Below are 19,187 nucleotides of genomic sequence, written 5' to 3' on the forward strand. Positions count from 1 at the left end.
GGTTCGCGTCTACCGGATTCGTTTCGCCCGCTTATACGCCAAGCGATTTCAGTTTGCGATGGAGGGCCGAGCGTTCCATGCCGACGAATTCCGCGGTCCGCGAAATATTGCCACCGAAGCGGTTGATCTGGGCAATCAGATAGTCGCGTTCGAACATCTCGCGCGCTTCGCGCAGCGGCAGCGTCATGATGTGCGTGTCGTTGCGAGCGGACACCTTCGGCAGCATGTCCGAGAGATCCTGCGGCAGCATTTCGGCGCTGATCGGCGAATCAGGGCTGTCGCCCTGAGCCAGGATCATCAATCGTTCGATGTTGTTGCGCAGTTGACGGATGTTGCCCGGCCAGTCGTTCGCCTGCAGAACCGCCATCGCGTCGTCGCCGATCTTGCGCTGGCGGATGCCGGCCTGTTCGGAAACCTGACGCATGAACATGTCGACGAGGAACGGGATATCCTCGCGGCGCTCGGCGAGTGCCGGCACCTTGACCGGGACCACGGCCAGGCGATGAAACAGGTCCTCGCGGAAGCGACCCTCCGCGATCAGGCTCTCCAGGTTGTAGGCGCTCGACGAGATGATGCGGACGTCGACCTTGACGCGCTTGGATCCGCCGACACGCTCAAACTGCTGTTCGACGAGCACGCGCAGGATCTTGTTCTGCGTCTCGCGCGGCATTTCGCCGATTTCATCGAGATAGAGAATACCGCGATGGGCCTCTTCGAGCGCACCGATCCGGCGCGGTTGGCCAGGTGTGCCCTCGGTGCCGAACAATGCCATTTCCATGCGATCAGGCGTGATCGCTGCCGCGTTCAGAGAGACGAACGGTCCGCCCGAGCGGGCCGATCGCTTGTGGATCATGCGTGCGACGAGTTCCTTGCCCGAACCTGAGGGCCCGAAGATCATGATGCGGCTGTTGGTCGGCGCAATCTTTTCGATCGTCTGGCGCAATTGCGAGACGGCGACCGAAGTGCCGATCAGTTCGATCGCGTCACCCGTGCGGCGCTTCAATTCGGAGACCTCGCGTTTCAGCTTGGAATTCTCCAGCGCGCGCTCGGCAATCAGGATCAACCGATCCGCCTTGAAGGGCTTCTCGATGAAGTCGAAGGCGCCCCGCTTGATCGCCGAGACTGCTGTCTCGACATTGCCATGTCCCGAGATCATCACCACAGGCAAGTCGGGATGGCGCAGCTTGATCTCGTCGAGCAGCGACAGGCCGTCGAGGCGGCTGCCCTGCATCCAGATATCGAGGAAGACCAGACGCGGCACCCGATCCGAAATGGCGGCCAGTGCGCTATCGGCGTCATGGGCGGTACGGGTTTCATGCCCTTCATCGCTCAGGATGCCGGAGACGATCTCGCGAATGTCTTCTTCGTCGTCGACTACGAGAATATCAGAGGCCATGGACCTTTTCCTTGTCGCTTTCAGTCTCGATGGCGGTAGCGTCTGCTCGCGGCAGGATGATGCGGATCATCGCGCCCCTGCCCCGGTCGAAATCGGCCGGTGCGTCATGCAGCTCGAGCTGCCCGCCATGCTCTTCAATGATCTTCTTCACGATCGCGAGTCCAAGGCCGGTGCCCTTCTCGCGCATCGTCATGTAGGGCTCGAGAATCCGATGGCGGTTCTCGCTCGGCAGCCCGCGGCCATTGTCGATGACATCGACAATGAACCGGTCCTGGTCACCGTCGAAGGCCGACCGAACCAGGATCTTGCCGCCCTCGCCAAGTTCGTCCTTCGGCACGGCTTCGATCGCTTCGACGGCGTTCTTGACAATGTTTCCGACCGCCTGCGCCAGCATGCGTGCATCGAAGTTTCCTTCGAGCGGCTCGGTGCCAAAGTCCCGCTGGAACTCGATTTCAGCACTGCCGATTTCGCGCAGAAAGACGGCGTCCGTCAGGATCTCGCGCAAGTCGGAGCGTTGCTTCGTCGGCTTCGGCATGCGGGCAAAGGCCGAGAACTCGTCGACCATGCGGCCGATGTCCTCGACCTGACGGACGATGGTATCGGTGCACTGGTTGAAGACGGCCTTGTCGTCCTCGGCAATCTGCTTGCCAAAGCGACGCTTGAGGCGTTCGGCCGACAGCTGGATCGGCGTCAGCGGGTTCTTGATTTCGTGTGCGATGCGCCGTGCAACGTCGGCCCAGGCCGTCGAACGCTGGGCCACGACCAGATCGGTAATCTCGTCGAGGGTGATGACGTAGGAATCGACCGAGCCCCGTGTCTCCTCGCGGGTGACCTGCACGTTGAGCGTCCGCTCCTTGCCACCTCGGATCATGTTGATCTGCTCGCGATAGCCACCGCGATGACGGACGGCGGCCTCTGCGAGAACGCGATCCACTTCCGGCGCCACCAGAGCAAGTTTCTGCCCGATCAGCTGCTCGGAGGGCAGCGCCAGGAAATACTCGGCCGATGGATTGACGATTGTGATGATGCCGTCGTCTTCGACGCCGATGACGGCAGCCGTGACACCGGACAATACGGCCTCGATGAAGCGGCGGCGGTCATCGACCTCATCCTTGGCCTCGAGGATCTCGTCACGCTGCGAACGGATTTGCGAGACCATCTTGTTGAAGGTCCGCGAAAGGCTGCCGACATCGCCATCGGCGGCGCGAACCGGCACGATGACGCTGAGGTTGCCCGAGGCGATGCTGTCCGCCGCCCCGATCAACAGCCGGATCGGCCTGACGATCCGGTCGGCAACCGCAATCGCCGTCCAGATGGCCGCGAGCAGAACGATCAACGCGAAGCCGAGATAGAGAATGGCGAAGGCGATCTGCAGCGTCGTTCGGCCATCTTCCATCGACTGGTATTCGGCGGTGTTCTCCTCCATCAGGCGCATGGCCTGCATGACCTTCGGATCGACGGCGCGTATGGTGTAGAGGAATGTGCCGGAAATGCTCTCCAGCTTGATGATGGCGCCGACGAGGTTGGTCACGCCGGGTGGGATCAGCGTCGGCTGGCCGGAAGCGGCGCTGCCAAGGGCATCGCGCGGAATCGCTGGAAGTGGCTTGTCCGTATCGATATCGGCCTGTGTGATCGCCGATCCGTCCTCGCGCACCAGAAAGGCACCGAGCATGCCGCGGCCCCGGGCCTGGCGCGTCATCAGATCCACAAAGCCCTGGCGGTCGAGATAGAAGAGGGCGCGATTGCGTTCCAAGTCGTTGGCCATCGAGATCGTCTGGCCCTGCAGATAGCTTGCGCTTTCCAGCATGTAGGCCTGGGCGACATTCATCGACGAGGAGACGATCGACTGCGTTCTGATGGAGAACCAACGGTCGAGGCCGACATTGAGCGTGATCGACGCGAAAATCGCCACCAGGATCGCCGGCGTGATCGCGATGATGGAAAACAAGGCAACGATTCGTACATGCAGTCGCGCGGCGGCACGCCCTCGGTTGCGCGCCTTGAAGAGACGCATCACCTCGCGGCCGATCAGGAACATCAGGCCGACGATGAACAGCGAATTGATGACCGCAGACGCAATGAGGACCTCCGAGGTCGGCTCGATTGCCGTAAGGCCCAGCAAGATCGGCAGCGTCAGTGATGCACACAGGAGCGCGCCGCCAGCCAAAAGAAGGCCCGGCAGTGCGAAGGATGCGCGCCGATCCTGCGCCAATGCGCTGTCGACGTCTGCTGCGGAGGCAGTCCTCACGCGTGCCATCATTTTCCCCCGGATCCGCGAAACCGGATCTCGTTGATGCGGCGACCTCTCGATCGCGGCAAATCTCTATGCTTCAAAGCTCCGACGAACCTGCCTCGCGTCAAGAGCGCGTCAGGCGTCGAAGCAACGTGGCTTTTGAGCAACGCATTGTGGCGAAATTGCAACGGCGGCTTGAGCCTTGTCAAGCCGAGCGGGAACTGCGGTAAACCGACACGCCGAGCTCGCGGATCTTCTTGCGCAGCGTGTTGCGGTTCAGGCCGAGCAGATCGGCCGCCTTGATCTGGTTGCCTCGGGTGGCAGTCAGGGCGGCAAGGATCAGCGGATACTCCATCTCGGTCAAGACCCGGTCGTAGAGACCCGACGGCGGAAGCGCTTCACCGAAGGATGCGAAATAGGTCCGCATGTTTTCTTCGACGGCCTGGGAGATCGTCATCGTGCCCGAGGGCATGCCGACCTTGGAGATCGGGCTGTCGGCGACATCGGCGCGCAGTTCCTGCTCGACGATTTCACGGGCAATCACGTCCTGTGGGTAGAGCGCCATCAGGCGGCGTACCACGTTCTCCAGCTCGCGCACGTTGCCGGGCCAGGCATAGGCCTTCATCACCTCGAGCGCCTCGTGGTCGAAACGCTTGGCATCGAGGCCTTCTTTTTCGCCCTGCTGAATGAAGTGTCGGACCAGATCGGGGATATCTTCGGCGCGGTCGCGAAGCGGCGGCAGGCGCAGCGGCACGACATTCAGTCGGTAATAGAGGTCTTCGCGGAAGAGGCCCTGATTGATCGACTGTTTCAGATCCTTGTTGGTCGCCGCGACGATACGGACATCAGTGCGTATCGGGGTGCGCCCGCCAACGGTCGTGTATTCGCCCTGCTGCAGCACGCGAAGCAGACGGGTCTGGGCGTCCATCGGCATATCGCCGATTTCATCGAGGAAGAGCGTGCCGCCTTCGGCCTGTTCGAACCGGCCGGTGGAACGGTTTTGCGCGCCGGTGAAGGCACCTTTCTCGTGGCCGAAGAGTTCCGATTCGATCAGGTCCCGCGGGATGGCCGCCATGTTGATGGCAACGAAAGGACCATTCCGACGCTTGCCGTAGTCGTGCAGCGCCTTGGCGACCAGTTCCTTGCCGGTACCGGATTCGCCGGTGATCATCAGCGTCAGGTCCGTCTGCATCAGGCGCGCCAGCACGCGGTAGATTTCCTGCATGGCGGCAGAGCGGCCGACGAGCGGCATGCCATCCTGCATGTCGTCGTCGAGACGGGCTGGACGCTTTTTCGGCTCCGACAGCGCGCGGCCGATGATGGCGATCAGTTCGGTGAGGTCGAAGGGTTTCGGCAGGTAGTCATAGGCGCCCTTCTCGGACGCCTTGATGGCGGTCATGAAGGTGTTCTGGGCGCTCATGACCAGCACCGGCAGATCCGGCCGCGCCTTCTTGATGCGCGGCAACAGATCGAAGGCGTTTTCGTCGGGCATGATGACATCGGTGACGACGAGGTCGCCCTCGCCCGCCGAAATCCAGCGCCAGAGGGTCGCCGCGTTGGAGGTGATCCTGACGTCGTAACCCGCGCGGCTCAGCGCCTGGTTCAGGACCGTGCGGATCGCAGCATCGTCATCTGCAACAAGGATCGTCGCTGTCATCAGTTCGTTCCCGTGGATTTTGGCAGAGGCGCGTCTTCGAGCGCCGTCTCTTTCGACATGGGCATCAAGACCCGGAAGGTGGTGCGGCTCGCCTGGCTGTCACACTCGACGATGCCGCCATGGGCGCCGATGATCTTGGCGACGAGCGCCAGACCGAGCCCCGAGCCGTTCGTCTTCGTCGTGATGAAGGGATCGAAGAGATGGGGCAGAAGGTCTGATGGTACGCCGGGCCCGTTGTCATGGACGCAGAATTCCAGCGGCAGGGAGATCTTTTCGCGCGAGCCAGCGACCGAGAGGCGAATGCCGGGTCGATAGGCCGTGGTGAGCTGGATTTCGCCGTCGGAGCGCTCGCCGATGGCCTCGGATGCGTTCTTCACCAGGTTCAGAAAGACCTGCACCAGCTGGTCCCGGTTGGCATAGACCGGCGGCAGCGACGGGTCGTAATTCTCGGTGATCCTGATGTTGCGGGCAAAGCCTGCTTTCGCCACAGCCTTTACCTGATCGAGGACAGAGTGGATGTTGATCGACTGACGATCGACCGGCCGCTCGTCGGAAAAGACCTCCATGCGATCGACAAGCGAGACGATACGATCCGTCTCGTCGCAGATCAGGCGGGTCAGCGCCCGATCTTCGTCTGTGACGGCTGTCTCGAGCAGCTGCGCAGCACCACGGATGCCGGAGAGCGGGTTCTTGATCTCATGCGCCAGCATGGAGGCAAGGCCGGTGACCGAGCGGGCCGCTGCGCGATGGGTCAGCTGGCGGTCGATCTTGTCGGCCATCGACCGTTCCTGGAAAACGACCACGACATTGCCAGGCTGGCTGAGGACCGGTGCCACATAGAGGTCAACGAGCTTTTCCTGACCGAGGCGCGGCGAGCTCAGGTCGACGCGGTATTCGTTGACCGGCGCGCGGCGTTCGCGCACCTGTTCGATCAGCGACAGCAGCGGACTGCCGAAAGGGATGAATGTCGAAATACGGTAGCGGGCGAGATGCGTGGCGCTGGCGCCAAAAAAGGCCTCGGCCTCCCAATTGGCAAAGGCGATATGCCCATTGGCATCCACCATCACCACCGGGTTCTGGATGGCGTTGAGCACGGCCATGGCGAGGCCACCGCTCTTGTCATTCGCCGTCATGCGGCCTCCTGTCTGGCGCGCGCGCCATCGTTCTCCGAGAGTGCCCGCTGCAAGGCCCCGACAACGAAGCCCTGATCTTTCGATGTCATGATGGCTGCCTTCGCCTCCGGTGCGAGATCCGGCGCGTGGCGATCGAGATACCAGCCGAGGTGCTTGCGGGCGTGGCGCACGCCGACTTCGGCACCATAGTGATCCAGCATCGCCCGATAGTGGTCCACGACGACATCTGATATCTCAGATGGAGCGGGGGCGGCATGACCTGCGAGAACGCCGGCATGCCATGGGCGGCCCTGGCAACCGCGACCGATCATGACGGCGTCGGCGCCGGAGCGGCGCAGGATCTCGTTGGCATCCTCGACGGTTTCGACGTCGCCATTGGCGATCAGCGGAATCCGGATGGCGTCGCGAACTGCGGCGATCGCATCCCAATTCGCCTTGCCCTCGTAGAACTGCATTCGGGTGCGGCCATGCACGGTAATCAGCTGCACACCGGCGGCTTCGGCGCGGGCAGCAATGTCGGGCGCATTGATCGAGGTGTCGTCCCAACCGAGGCGCATCTTGACTGTCACCGGGATCTTTACCGCCTTGACTGTTGCCTCGATCAGAGAGAGGGCGTGATCAGGTTCGCGCATCAGGGCGGAACCGGCATAGCCACCGATCACCTTTTTGGCCGGGCAGCCCATGTTGATATCAATGATATCGGCGCCATTGGCCTCAGCAATCACCGCCGCTTCGGCCAGCCATTTTGCTTCGCGCCCGGCCAGCTGCACCATATGCGGGGTGAGACCTGCCCCGTTCAGCCGTGACCAGCTTTCGGCTGCGTTGAAGACCAGTTCGCGGCTCGCCACCATTTCAGTGACCACGAGGCCTGCGCCAAAGCGGAAGGCGAGCTGGCGGAACGGCAGATCCGTGACGCCCGACATCGGCGCAAGCACAACACGGTTCCGAACAGGAACCGGGCCAATGCTGAAGGGCGTGTCCAACGCGACGGAAATCAAATGATTATCTTTCAGGCAAAGGGCGAATTTGCACTATTTTTAGCCAGCGTTGTCCGGCTTGCCAAGAGGCAAAGCTCACCGTTCGACAAAAATTCGTGCAAATGCTGGAAAAGCCGATAGCGAGCCGATAGAGCACGGTTGCGAAGGAAATGTGTCATGGACCAGGCGGAACGATGGAGCAAGAGCTGAGCGATACAATCGGTGTTGTCGTGGTTGCCGCCGGCCGTGGCGAACGCGCCGGAGCCTCCGTCGAAGGGCCGAAGCAATACAGGCGCATTGGCGGCAAGCCCGTCATCTGGCATACGCTGAAACGCTTTCTGGACTGGCCCAAAAGTGGCCCCATCGTCCTCGTCATTCACCCGGAAGATCATGGACTGCTGGAAGCTGCGATTGTCGACCTGTCTCCCCGGGATACTTTGATCGTGGTCGAGGGCGGCGCCACCCGTCAGGCCTCGGTGCTCAACGGGCTGCAGGCGTTGCACGACCAAGGCATTAGACACGTGATGATCCAGGACGGTGTGCGTCCCTTTGTCGACGAGGCTCTTCTCGACCGGATCGCCGTCGAACTCGATGCGGGGAAACCGGCCGTGTTGCCCGCCATCCCCTTGTCGGACACAATCAAGCGCGGCGACGCCGCAGGCCTCATCACCGGCACGGTGCCGCGCAAGGATCTTTACGCGGCGCAGACACCGCAGAGCTTTCACTACGCAACCATACTCGCCGCCCACGAGCGCGCCGCGACCGAGCAAGCCGCGGACTTCACGGACGACGCCTCGATCGCGGAATGGGCTGACATCCCCGTCCAGTTGGTTGAGGGATCAATCGACAATGTCAAACTGACCGTAAAGAGAGATATCGCCATGGCCGACGAAAAACTGAAGGCTAGCGCCCTCCCCGACGTTCGCACTGGAAACGGCTATGACGTGCACCAGCTCGAGCCCGGCGATGGCGTCACGCTCTGCGGCATCTTCATTCCGCATGATCAGAAGCTGAAAGGCCATTCCGATGCCGATGTCGCGCTGCATGCCCTGACAGACGCATTGCTCGCCACCTGCGGCGCCGGCGATATCGGCGATCATTTTCCGCCGTCGGACATGCAGTGGAAGGGCGCGCCGTCGCGTATCTTTCTCGAACACGCAGCGCGGGTCGTGCGCGGTGCCGGCGGCACGATCATGAATGCGGATATTTCGCTAATTGCCGAAGAACCTAAGATTGGGCCGCATCGTCAAGCCATGCGCGAGAAGCTCGCCGAGATCCTCGACATCTCGCTCGATCGCTGCTCGGTGAAAGCGACGACCAACGAGAAGATCGGCTTCATCGGTCGTCGCGAAGGCATCGCCGCCATCGCCACGGCAACCGTCGTCTTTCGAGGAACGGACTGATGGGGCTCTATCCGGGAGATATCGAGCAGCAGGCCGCAGCGATCATCGCGGCCTATCGGGATCTCGGCTGGATGATTGCGACGGCCGAATCCTGCACCGGTGGCCTGATCGTCGGTGCGCTGACAGAGATTGCCGGTTCGTCGGCGGTCGTTGATCGCGGTTTCGTCACCTATACGAACCAGGCGAAAATGGATTTGATCGGCGTTTCGAGCGCAACGCTTGAAGATTTCGGAGCCGTCTCGAAGGAGACCGCATTGCAGATGGCGCAAGGCGCACTTATCCGTTCGACCGCGCATGTGGCGGTCGCTGTGACAGGCATTGCTGGACCGGGTGGCGGATCGGCTGGCAAGCCGGTCGGGCTGGTGCATCTCGCGCTTCGGAGTCGCAGCGGGGAAGTCGAGCACAGGGAAATGCGCTATAGTGATATCGGCCGCGATCAAGTGCGGCTCGCCACTGTCAGAACAGCACTCGACATGCTGGCACGCGCGGCTCAGCTGCCAGCGTAAATCTTGTCGGCACGCTCCTCGAAGGCTTCCGAAAACATGCGGAAGGCACGGTCGAACATTGAGCCCATCAGAGCCCCGAGGATGCGGTTCTTGAATTCGTAGTCGATGTAGAAATGGACCGAGCAGGTGCCCTCGCCTGCGTCTTCGAAGCGCCAGCGATTGTCGAGATACCGGAACGGACCTTCGATGTATTTGACATCGATGGCGCGCTCGGCAGCCGTCAGCAGAACCTGCGTCGTGAAGGTCTCGCGGATCGCCTTGTAGCCCACGGTCATGTCGGCGAGCAGCAGTTCCTTGCCGTCACGCTCCCGGCGCGAGCGAATGGTCAGCGCTTCGCAGAGCGGCAAAAATTCCGGATAGCGCTCGACGTCGGCGACGAGGGCATACATACGTTCGGGCGAGTGCTTGACGAGGCGGCGGGTTTCAAACTGTGGCATGCCAGCGACTTAATGAGGAAGCCCCGCAAGATCAAGCAGGTGCGCCATTTCGCCATGGGATTTCAGGGTCACGACCGGCACGTTCGGGCCTTGACGCTCGATTTCCTGGATGATCCGCGGGGCATAGCGACGCTCGAAATTCCAGATGTAAGAGAGGAAATCGCGATCGGGCAAGGGCTCGGGGCAGCCTTCCGCCATATCCGGCCGTACCGTACCCCTGAAACGACAAACCCTCTTTGCAACGCCCAGCAGACATCTCCATCGGGGAATTCGCAACCAAAGGATGAGATCTGTGCGCGGCAGCCTGATATCGAATGATGACGAACCACTGCCGTCGATGACCCAGCCGTCGCCGTTGACAAAGGCGCCCAGTCGCTCACGCTGCTCCTCCCTGCTACGCTCCTGCCAACCGGGCAGCCAGCGCACATCCCTGTCCAGGGATACATAGCTCAGGCCCAGAGCGCTCGCGAGCTTCTGCGACAGAGTGCTTTTTCCGCTGCCAGACGATCCAATCACGCAGATGCGGCGGGCTTGGCGCAGGGCTTGTGCAGCAGCACTAAACGGCTCCAGTTCACGCATTTGGAGCAGTCCGTCAAGCTGCCGCAACAGGCCTGATCTGGTCGATCCCGGTCGCTGTTTTGCTGGCCAGGGCGAGGTCGTAGGTGCGCTGAAGATTGAGCCAGAACTCCGGTGTGGTCGAAAAATAGCGGGCCAGCCGCAGAGCAATCTCGGCCGTTATCGCACCATGGCCATTTTGCAGGCCCTCGAGCGCAGCCCTTTCGATACCGGTGTCAGTGGCAACCTGGTCAAATGTCAGGCCGAAGTCGGCGATGAAGTCGTCAAACAACACGCAACCGGGATGGATTGGTTCTTCAGTCACATGCAGCATTGCGCACCTCAGTGATAGTCGCACACTTCGACATCAAACGCGTCCCCGTTGGCCCATCGGAAGCAGATCCGCCACTGATCATTGATGCGGATCGAATGCTGTCCCTCGCGATTTCCCTTGAGCGCTTCAAGCCGATTGCTCGGTGGCACGCGCAAATCCGAAAGGACATGAGCTGCGTGGATCGCCATCAGCTTTCGCCGGGCACGCTCGGTTACGTCTGGCGGAAATCCTCGGACGTTCGATGTTCTGAAAAGCTGCTCCGTCAGTTTGTCTTTGAAATCTCGTATCATGATTTCACCCAAACCGACAGAGGCAGCCTAGGCCCGAACCAATTGCAGCTTCTCCCGCGCCGCCTTCAGCCGGGCAAAGTCATCGCCGGCATGGTGCGACGAGCGGGTCAGCGGGCTCGAGGACACCATCAGGAAGCCCTTGGTGTAGGCGATGTCCTCGTAGGACTTGAACTCTTCTGGCGTGACGAAGCGCTCGACCTTGTGGTGCTTGCGGGTCGGCTGGAGGTACTGGCCGATGGTCAGGAAGTCGACGTCGGCAGAACGCAGGTCGTCCATCAACTGCAGCACTTCGTTGCGCTCTTCGCCGAGGCCGACCATGATTCCGGACTTGGTGAACATGGTCGGGTCGAGTTCCTTCACCCGCTGCAGCAGGCGAACGGAATGGAAATAGCGGGCGCCGGGACGGACCGTCAGATAGTTGCCCGGCACGGTTTCCATGTTGTGGTTGAAGACGTCGGGCTTGGCCGCGACGACTCGCTCAAGGGCACCAGGCTTCTTGAGGAAGTCAGGGGTGAGGATCTCGATCGTCGTCTCGGGCGATGCTTCGCGGATCGCCCAGATCACCTTCTCGAAATGTTCGGCGCCGCCATCAGCCAAGTCGTCACGGTCGACGGAGGTGATGACAACGTGCTGCAGACCCATCTGGCGGACGGCTTTGGCCACATTTGCGGGCTCGTCGAGATCGAGCGGGTTGGGCTTGCCGGTCGCGACATTGCAGAAAGCGCAGGCGCGGGTACAGATCTCGCCCATGATCATGAAGGTCGCGTGTTTTTTGTCCCAGCACTCGCCGATATTCGGGCAGCCGGCCTCTTCGCAGACCGTCACCAGCTTGTGGGAGCGGACGAGCTCGCGGGTCTCGTGATAGCCCTTGGATGTCGGCGCCTTGACGCGGATCCATTCCGGCTTGCGCAATACCTCGGTGTCGGGCTTGTGGGCCTTTTCCGGATGGCGCACACGCTTTTCGTCTGCAGGCGCCAGGGGTGCCGCGTTCGAAAGATTGGTCCTGTCGAGAATGGTGACCATGGTCAAAACCCTATCCCGCCGCTGGTGCGGCTAATCGAGATTACCGCCGGACAAGCCGGGCAATGAAGAGAAGGAGGCTGGCGCCAACGAAACTGGTGATAAGGTATCCGAGCCAGTCACCCTCGACAAAGATGCCGAGGCGACGGAAGATCGCCGCTGCGATTGCCGCGCCGACAATGCCAATCACGATGTTCATGAAGACGCCAAAGCGCATGTCCATCAGCTTGCCGGCAAGCCAGCCAGCGAGGCCGCCGAAGAAGATCGTCGCGATAATGCCGACTTCAAACCCTGCCACGTCGAACTCCCTTTGGATCGTCAATTTGGAACCTGCCGCCCATATAGGCGGCGAGGTCCCGTTTCACAACCTTACTTCAGGCGTTCAGCACCCGGCCGTAGGCATCGAGCACGCTTTCCTTCATCATTTCCGACAGCGTCGGATGCGGGAAGATCGTGTGCATCAGCTCTTCCTCTGTCGTCTCGAGGTTCATCGCGACAACGAAGCCCTGGATGAGCTCGGTCACTTCCGTGCCGACCATGTGCGCACCGATCAGTTCGCCGGTCTTCTTGTCGAAGATCGTCTTGATCATGCCTTGGTCTTCGCCGAGCGCGATCGCCTTGCCGTTGGCGGCGAAGGAATAGCGACCAACGCGGATTTCGCGGCCCTGCTCCTTGGCTTTGGCTTCCGTCAGACCAACCGAAGCGACCTGCGGGTTGCAATAGGTGCAGCCGGGGATCTTGGCCTTGTCCATCGGGTGAACGTTCGGCAGGCCCGCGATCTTCTCGATGCAGATGACGCCTTCGTGCTCGGCCTTGTGGGCGAGCATCGGGGGCCCTGCCACGTCGCCGATCGCATAGAGGCCCGGCACGTTGGTCTTGCCATAGCCGTCGATGACGATGCAGCCGCGATCGGTCTTTACGCCGAGCGTTTCGAGGCCGAGGTTCTCGATATTGCCCTGAACGCCGACGGCGGAGATCAGGCGGTCAGCGGTGATGGTCTGGACCTTGCCGTCCTTGGTCTCGACATGGGCAGTGATGGAGTTTGCACCCTTCTCGACCTTGGAGACCTTGGCTTCGGTAATGATCTTCAGGCCGCGCTTTTCAAGCTGCTTGCGGGCGAAGGTGGAGATCTCCACATCCTCGACCGGCATGATGTTGGCCATCAGCTCGACAACGGTGACGTCGACACCCATCGAGCGATAGAAGGAGGCGAATTCGATGCCGATCGCGCCCGATCCCATGACCACCATCGACTTCGGCATGAAGTCCGGCTTCATCGCTTCGAAATAGGTCCAGATCAGCTTGCCATCCGGCTCGATGCCAGGGAGTGCACGCGGACGGGCGCCGGTCGCAACGATGATGTGCTTGGCGGTGTAGGTGCCTTCAGCCAGCACGCCCTTCGGAACCGGGTGTTGCGGCTCGACGACGGGCTTCGACATCTTGCCGACGACGATTTCGCCGGGCTTGGTCAACTTGGCTTCGCCCCAGATCACGTCGATCTTGTTCTTCTTCATCAGGAAGCCGATGCCACCATTGAGGCGGGCAGAGACACCGCGGGAGCGGGCGACGACTTCCTTCACGTCGGCTGTCATGGTGCCGTTCAGCGTCAGGCCGTAGGATTTCGCATGGTTGGCGTGATCGAGGATCTCGGCTGAGCGCAGCAGCGCCTTTGTCGGGATGCAGCCCCAGTTCAGGCAGATGCCGCCCAGATGCTCGCGCTCAACGATCGCGGTTTTCAGTCCGAGCTGGGCGGCACGGATGGCGGTGACGTAGCCGCCGGGGCCGGAGCCAATGATGATGACGTCGTAAGCGTTCGACATAGGTGCTTCCACTCCTCGGTTTCCTGCGAGCCTCCATTCTCACGGAGGCCCGTTTCGGGACTGGAAGCGAAACCCTCAGGCTGCGGGTGTCTCGGCTTCCGGTTCGTGACGAACCAGCATCCCGTAGATTTCATCCTTGAGCTGCATCCGCTTCTTGCGCATTTCCACGATGTGGAAGTCGTCTGCAGGCTCGATATCGGTTTCGGCGCGGTGGATGGCCCGGTTCACCTCATGATAGGTTTCGAACAATCTTGCAAAATGCCCATCCGTTTCTTTCAGATGACGCATCAGCGCGACGTGTTCCGGGAATTCCACTGCCAGTTCGTGCGGTGTGTTCGACATGATCCCATCTCCTCTTGTCGGGGTTGATGGGTACAGGTTAGACGCAGCGCACAAGACCTCCTTGATTTTGATCAACGCGCCCTGCCAGAGGATGCAGGATGCGGTCTTTCTTCAAAGCCCAAGCATCATGCGGACGACAGGCTCAAGACCGCGACCGATCGCACGGGTGTTTTCCGCATCGAGATGGATGCCGTCGAGCGGCGTGGTCTCTGCGACCGATCCTGCGTCGAAGAAGGCGCATCCCGATTCGTCTGCCGCATCGCGGTACATGCTGGCGAGCATGGCGCCTTCGTCCACCGAGTGGTTGAACATGGCGCCGAACACCGAATTGGCCGTCTCGCGGATCGCCGGCGGCGCGACGATCAGGATTTCGGGCTCGTCGAACTCGAAACCCCAGTCGTGCTTCTGAACGAGCTTGACCAGCCGCTTGACGCCACTGGTCGCGCCGATGGCCGTGCCCTGAATGCCCCGCTTGAGGTCATTCGTCCCCAGCATGATGACAACGAGATCGATCGGCTTGTGCGTTGCGAGAAGCGTCGGAAGCAGCTTGGTTCCGTTGCGCTCGCAATCGCCCAGATGGTCGTCATAGGCGGTGGTACGACCGTTCAAGCCCTCGGCGATCACCCGGACCCCGTGGCCGAGCGCCTTTTGCAAGACACTCGTCCAGCGGTCCTCATAGGCATGCCGACCCAGATTCACCGGGTCATATCCCCATGTCAGGCTATCGCCATAGGCGAGAACGGTCTTCATCTTAACCGCCCCCGGTTCAGACCAGCATACCCATCGGATTTTCGATGTAGCGCTTGAAGGCACCGAGCAATTCGGCTCCGAGCGCGCCATCGACGCAACGGTGGTCGGTGGAGAGCGTCACGGTCATGACATTGGCGATCTTCATCTCGCCGTTCTTGACAACGACCCGCTCCTCGCCGGCGCCGACCGCAAGGATCGTTGCATGCGGCGGATTGACCACGGCCGAAAAGCTCTTCACGCCCATCATGCCCATGTTGGACACGGCAGTCGTGCCGCCCTGGTATTCCTCGGGCTTCAGCTTGCGGTCCTTGGCGCGCTTGCCGAGGTCCTTCATCTCGTTGGAGATGGTGGACAGGCTCTTTTCCTCCGCCTTGCGGATGATCGGAGTGATCAGGCCGCCGGGGATCGAGACCGCCACGCCAACATCGGCATGCTTGTGCTTGACCATGTTGGTGTCGGTCCAGGAAACGTTGGCATCTGGCACGTCGCGCAGCGCGAGAGCCAGTGCCTTGATCACCATGTCGTTGACCGAGAGCTTGTAGGCCGGCTTGCCGTCTTTTTCGGGGGCTGCTGCATTGAGCTGGGCACGAAGTGCCAGCAGCGCATCCAGTTCGCAATCCACGGAGACGTAGAAATGCGGAATTGTCTGTTTGGATTCCTGTAGGCGCTTGGCGATCGTCTTGCGCATGCCGTCATGCGGCACGAGCTCGTAGGAGCCTTCGGCGAAGTTCTTGAGAACAGCTTCTTCCGAGGCGCCCTTGGCCATAACCGGGGTAGCTGCAGCAGTTGACGCTGCTGCTGGCGCCGGGGCAGCCTTTGCACCACCGGTGCTGACGGCCTTTTCGACGTCGCTCTTGACGACGCGGCCCTTCGGACCGGAGCCAGAGACTGCCTTCAAGTCGAGACCGGCTTCCTTGGCGAGGCGACGGGCGAGCGGCGAGGCAAAGACCCGTTCCCCGCTCGACGCTGCCGGAGCAGCCGACGCGGCAGCAGGAGCCGGCGCTACAGCTGCAGCCGTGGCGGGCGCAGGTGCTGCTTCCGCCTTCGGAGCAGGAGCCGCCTCAGCCTTCGGCGCGGACGAGCCGCCACCAGCAGCAGCGGCTGCGACGTCCTCGCCTTCCTCAGCAAGGATCGCGATCAGCGCATTGACCTTCACGGCCTCTGTGCCGGCGGGAACAACGATCTTTGCGACGATGCCTTCATCGACGGCTTCCACTTCCATGGTCGCCTTGTCGGTCTCGATCTCGGCGATCACGTCGCCGGACTTGACCTTGTCGCCTTCCTTGACCAGCCACTTGGCCAGATTGCCCTCTTCCATCGTCGGAGACAGGGCCGGCATGGTGATATTGATCGGCATGACCTTGCCCCCCTTACTTGTAGCAGACGGTTTTGACGGCCTGAACGACTTCGGCAACGCTCGGCAGTGCCAGCTTTTCAAGATTGGCCGCATAAGGCATCGGAACATCCTTGCCGGCGATCGTGAGGATCGGCGCATCGAGATAGTCGAAGGCCTGCTGCATGACGCGGGTCGCAATTTCGGTGCCGACGGAGGACTGCGGATAGCCTTCCTCGACGGTGACCAGGCGGCCGGTCTTCTTGACGGATTCGATGACGGTCGGCAGGTCCATCGGACGGATGGTCCGAAGGTCAATCAGTTCGACGTCGATGCCTTCCTTCGCCAGCTCCTCGACGGCCTTGACCGAATAGGTCATGCCGATACCGAAGGAAACGATGGTCGCGTCCTTGCCGGTCTTGTGGATGCGTGCTTTGCCGATCGGCAGGACGAAGTCATCCATCTTCGGCACTTCGAAGGAGTGACCGTAGAGGATTTCGTTTTCCAGGAAGATGACCGGGTTCGGATCGCGGATGGCCGCCTTCAGCAGCCCCTTGGCGTCAGCCGCCGTGTAGGGCATCACGACCTTCAGGCCCGGGATCTGGCTGTACCAGGCAGCGTAGTCCTGGCTGTGCTGGGCGCCAACGCGGGCAGCTGCACCGTTCGGACCACGGAAGACGATCGGCGCACCCATCTGGCCGCCGGACATGTAGAGCGTCTTGGCAGCCGAGTTGATGATGTGGTCGATCGCCTGCATGGCGAAGTTGAAGGTCATGAACTCGACGATCGGCTTCAGGCCGGCCATTGCCGCACCAACGCCGAGACCGGCAAAGCCATGCTCGGTGATCGGGGTGTCAACGACGCGCTGGGCGCCGAATTCCTGCAGAAGCCCCTGCGTGATCTTGTAGGCGCCCTGATATTCGGCGACTTCTTCACCCATGATGAAGACGTCAGGATTGGCGCGCATTTCCTCGGCCATGGCTTCGCGCAGCGCTTCACGCACCGTCATCGTCACCATTTCGGTGCCAGCCGGAACGTCCGGATCGGCAGCGACTTCAACCTTCGGAGCAGCCGGAACGGCGGCAGCAGCAGGCGCTTCGGCTGCCGGTGCGGATACCGGCTCGGCGGCAGCAGGCGCTGCCTTCGGAGCGGGGGCAGCATCAGCGCTTTCACCATCCTGAAGCAGAACGGCGATCGGCGTATTGACCTTGACGTTCTCGGTTCCGGCCGCGATCAGCAACTTGCCGAGCACACCTTCATCGACGGCTTCCACTTCCATGGTCGCCTTGTCGGTCTCGATCTCGGCGATCACGTCGCCAGACTTTACGGTGTCGCCTTCCTGCTTGATCCACTTGGAAAGCGTGCCTTCTTCCATTGTCGGAGAAAGGGCGGGCATCAAAATTTCGATCGGCATGGGTTCCCTCCCCGATTACAGAAGAATGTCGGTGTAGAGCTCGGAAACATCCGGCTCCGGATCGGCCTGGGCGAAATCGGCACTGTCCGCAACAATGTCACGCACATCCTTGTCGATCGCCTTGAGCTGGTCTTCTGAGGCCCAGCCATTCTCGAGGAGACGAGCCTTGACCTGTTCGATCGGATCCTGCTCCGACCGCATCTTCTGCACTTCTTCCTTGGAGCGATACTTCGCCGGGTCTGACATCGAGTGACCGCGATAGCGATAGGTCAGCATTTCAAGAATGATCGGACCCTTGCCGGAGCGGCAATGTTCAAGCGCCTCATCGGCGGCCGCCTTCACCGCGCGCACATCCATACCGTCAACCTGGACGCCGGGGATGCCGAAGCCGGAGCCGCGCAGCGAATAGTTCGACTGTGCCGTGGCGCGCGCCGTCGAGGTGCCCATGGCGTAACGGTTGTTCTCAACGATGTAGATGATCGGCAGCTGCCAAAGGGCAGCCATGTTGAAGCTCTCGTAGACCTGGCCCTGGTTTGCAGCGCCGTCGCCGAAATAGGCAACAGCAACATTGTCATTGCCGCGATACTTGTTGGCAAATGCAAGACCGGTTCCGAGCGAAACCTGCGCGCCGACGATGCCGTGGCCACCATAGAAATGCTTCTCTTTCGAGAACATGTGCATGGAGCCGCCCTTGCCCTTCGACAGGCCGCTGCGGCGACCCGTGAGCTCGGCCATGACGCCGCGGGCACTCAAGCCGGCTGCGAGCATGTGTCCATGGTCGCGATAAGCGGTGATGACCTGATCACCTTCCTTCTGCGCCATCTGCATGCCGACAACGACCGCTTCCTGGCCGATATAGAGGTGACAGAAGCCCCCGATGAAGCCCATGCCGTAAAGCTGGCCGGCCTTCTCTTCGAAACGGCGGATCAGAAGCATTTCACGATAGGCGTGAAGCTCTTCATCCGCGCCGAATTCGGGTGCGTTTTTTCCGGTGAATTCCTTGCCGGCCGACTTGGCCGAAGACTTCCGACCGTTCGCAGCTGCTGGCTTGCGAGGCGCCATGCATCCCTCCCATGGGTTTATTATGGTCCAGAGTTGGGGACAGAATAGGGAAGAAAGAGGACGGCGGCAATGCCATAAATGCATGGCTCACATTCGCCGCAAGCAACTGTAATGACTAAAAAATTTACGATTAACTCAATTCAGGTTAATCAGAAATAGGTATTGAAGATGACGATTTCGTCCGGACGCGACATGTTGAGCTGATAACGCGCCTTTTCGTCGATGATATCCTCATCGAGAGAGCCGTCACTCAAGAGACTGACATCCTTTTCAAGCACTGTCCGCTGGGCGACGAGCGCCTCAAGCTCCGATGCGCGCTCCTGCCGGATGCGCTCGAATTCTTGCCCCGCCCTGAGGCCGTAATCACCATGGATGGAATGGTAGCCGAAATAGGACAGGAAAGCGACGGTGACAGCGGGAAGAATAAGACGGCCGTATTTCTTCTTCTTGTGATGCCTGGTCCACATGCCGACAAATGCCCTGAAACGCGAAACTTGTCGCAAGAGTAACCGTCAGATCTTAACC

The 19,187-nt window shown here is 61.0% G+C and carries 20 protein-coding genes; 2 read left to right on the plus strand and 18 right to left on the minus strand.

Annotated features, from left to right (window positions below):
• Window positions 1-31: 31 nt before the first annotated feature.
• The 5 genes from SJY08_RS07780 to dusB form a co-directional block, all read right to left on the minus strand.
• Entirely contained in the window at window positions 32-1,396 is a 1,365-nt protein-coding gene (locus SJY08_RS07780) for a sigma-54 dependent transcriptional regulator (RefSeq protein ID WP_006728389.1), read from the minus strand.
• Complete coding sequence (locus SJY08_RS07785; RefSeq protein WP_150127390.1) at window positions 1,386-3,653, minus strand: PAS domain-containing sensor histidine kinase; 2,268 nt, start codon at window positions 3,651-3,653, stop codon at window positions 1,386-1,388. Before SJY08_RS07785 ends, SJY08_RS07780 begins: the two co-directional genes overlap by 11 nt.
• A 181-nt stretch (window positions 3,654-3,834) precedes the next feature.
• A complete protein-coding gene (ntrC, locus tag SJY08_RS07790; protein WP_054148077.1) occupies window positions 3,835-5,286 on the minus strand; it encodes a nitrogen regulation protein NR(I) in 1,452 nt (483 codons plus the stop codon).
• A complete protein-coding gene (locus SJY08_RS07795; RefSeq protein WP_006728392.1) occupies window positions 5,286-6,419 on the minus strand; it encodes a nitrogen regulation protein NR(II) in 1,134 nt (377 codons plus the stop codon). The genes ntrC and SJY08_RS07795 overlap by 1 nt, the downstream gene beginning before the upstream one ends.
• Window positions 6,416-7,432, minus strand: coding sequence for a tRNA dihydrouridine synthase DusB (gene dusB, locus SJY08_RS07800; RefSeq protein ID WP_377278511.1), 1,017 nt, complete (start codon window positions 7,430-7,432; stop codon window positions 6,416-6,418). Before dusB ends, SJY08_RS07795 begins: the two co-directional genes overlap by 4 nt.
• 158 nt (window positions 7,433-7,590) lie before the next feature.
• Here dusB and SJY08_RS07805 point away from each other — a divergent pair, with 158 nt between their 5' ends.
• Window positions 7,591-8,799, plus strand: coding sequence for a bifunctional 2-C-methyl-D-erythritol 4-phosphate cytidylyltransferase/2-C-methyl-D-erythritol 2,4-cyclodiphosphate synthase (locus SJY08_RS07805; RefSeq protein ID WP_377275229.1), 1,209 nt, complete (start codon window positions 7,591-7,593; stop codon window positions 8,797-8,799).
• The gene (locus tag SJY08_RS07810) at window positions 8,799-9,305 is read left to right on the plus strand and encodes a CinA family protein (RefSeq protein WP_377275230.1); all 507 of its coding nucleotides are present in this window, start codon (window positions 8,799-8,801) and stop codon (window positions 9,303-9,305) included. The genes SJY08_RS07805 and SJY08_RS07810 overlap by 1 nt, the downstream gene beginning before the upstream one ends.
• On the opposite strand, the gene SJY08_RS07815 is transcribed toward SJY08_RS07810, so the two are convergent.
• The 13 genes from SJY08_RS07815 to SJY08_RS07875 form a co-directional block, all read right to left on the minus strand.
• Window positions 9,290-9,742: a type II toxin-antitoxin system RatA family toxin gene (locus SJY08_RS07815; RefSeq protein WP_054148073.1), complete on the minus strand. Its 453-nt coding sequence runs from the start codon at window positions 9,740-9,742 to the stop codon at window positions 9,290-9,292. The genes SJY08_RS07810 and SJY08_RS07815 overlap by 16 nt on opposite strands.
• Window positions 9,743-9,751: 9 nt before the next feature.
• Entirely contained in the window at window positions 9,752-10,321 is a 570-nt protein-coding gene (locus SJY08_RS07820) for an AAA family ATPase (protein WP_377275231.1), read from the minus strand.
• A 13-nt stretch (window positions 10,322-10,334) separates the two neighbouring features.
• Window positions 10,335-10,631 carry a HigA family addiction module antitoxin gene (locus SJY08_RS07825; RefSeq protein WP_300890140.1) on the minus strand — a complete coding sequence of 99 codons (297 nt, stop codon included), beginning with the start codon at window positions 10,629-10,631 and terminating at the stop codon, window positions 10,335-10,337.
• An 8-nt stretch (window positions 10,632-10,639) separates the two neighbouring features.
• Window positions 10,640-10,921, minus strand: a complete 282-nt coding sequence (locus SJY08_RS07830) for a type II toxin-antitoxin system RelE/ParE family toxin (protein ID WP_153763581.1) — start codon at window positions 10,919-10,921, stop codon at window positions 10,640-10,642.
• Between the two features lie 27 nt (window positions 10,922-10,948).
• Window positions 10,949-11,944, minus strand: coding sequence for a lipoyl synthase (gene lipA, locus SJY08_RS07835; protein WP_054148071.1), 996 nt, complete (start codon window positions 11,942-11,944; stop codon window positions 10,949-10,951).
• Window positions 11,945-11,984: 40 nt separating this feature from the next.
• Window positions 11,985-12,239 (minus strand): GlsB/YeaQ/YmgE family stress response membrane protein, encoded by a 255-nt coding sequence (locus SJY08_RS07840; protein ID WP_054148070.1) that lies wholly within the window; start codon window positions 12,237-12,239, stop codon window positions 11,985-11,987.
• A 76-nt stretch (window positions 12,240-12,315) separates the two neighbouring features.
• Window positions 12,316-13,761 carry a dihydrolipoyl dehydrogenase gene (lpdA, locus tag SJY08_RS07845; protein ID WP_377275232.1) on the minus strand — a complete coding sequence of 482 codons (1,446 nt, stop codon included), beginning with the start codon at window positions 13,759-13,761 and terminating at the stop codon, window positions 12,316-12,318.
• 75 nt (window positions 13,762-13,836) lie between these two features.
• Window positions 13,837-14,103, minus strand: a complete 267-nt coding sequence (locus tag SJY08_RS07850) for a YdcH family protein (RefSeq protein ID WP_069041420.1) — start codon at window positions 14,101-14,103, stop codon at window positions 13,837-13,839.
• Window positions 14,104-14,214: 111 nt separating this feature from the next.
• Window positions 14,215-14,853, minus strand: a complete 639-nt coding sequence (locus tag SJY08_RS07855; protein WP_377275233.1) for an SGNH/GDSL hydrolase family protein — start codon at window positions 14,851-14,853, stop codon at window positions 14,215-14,217.
• 16 nt (window positions 14,854-14,869) lie between these two features.
• On the minus strand, window positions 14,870-16,210 hold the full coding sequence (locus SJY08_RS07860; protein WP_377275234.1) for a pyruvate dehydrogenase complex dihydrolipoamide acetyltransferase: 1,341 nt from the start codon (window positions 16,208-16,210) through the stop codon (window positions 14,870-14,872).
• Window positions 16,211-16,223: 13 nt separating this feature from the next.
• Window positions 16,224-17,600, minus strand: coding sequence for a pyruvate dehydrogenase complex E1 component subunit beta (locus tag SJY08_RS07865; RefSeq protein ID WP_054148065.1), 1,377 nt, complete (start codon window positions 17,598-17,600; stop codon window positions 16,224-16,226).
• Window positions 17,601-17,615: 15 nt separating this feature from the next.
• Window positions 17,616-18,662: a pyruvate dehydrogenase (acetyl-transferring) E1 component subunit alpha gene (gene pdhA, locus SJY08_RS07870; protein ID WP_054148064.1), complete on the minus strand. Its 1,047-nt coding sequence runs from the start codon at window positions 18,660-18,662 to the stop codon at window positions 17,616-17,618.
• Between the two features lie 149 nt (window positions 18,663-18,811).
• On the minus strand, window positions 18,812-19,129 hold the full coding sequence (locus SJY08_RS07875; RefSeq protein ID WP_377275235.1) for a septum formation initiator family protein: 318 nt from the start codon (window positions 19,127-19,129) through the stop codon (window positions 18,812-18,814).
• Window positions 19,130-19,187: the final 58 nt, after the last annotated feature.

It is taken from the genome of Rhizobium sp. R86522 (assembly GCF_042466255.1).
Taxonomy (GTDB): Bacteria; Pseudomonadota; Alphaproteobacteria; order Rhizobiales; family Rhizobiaceae; genus Allorhizobium.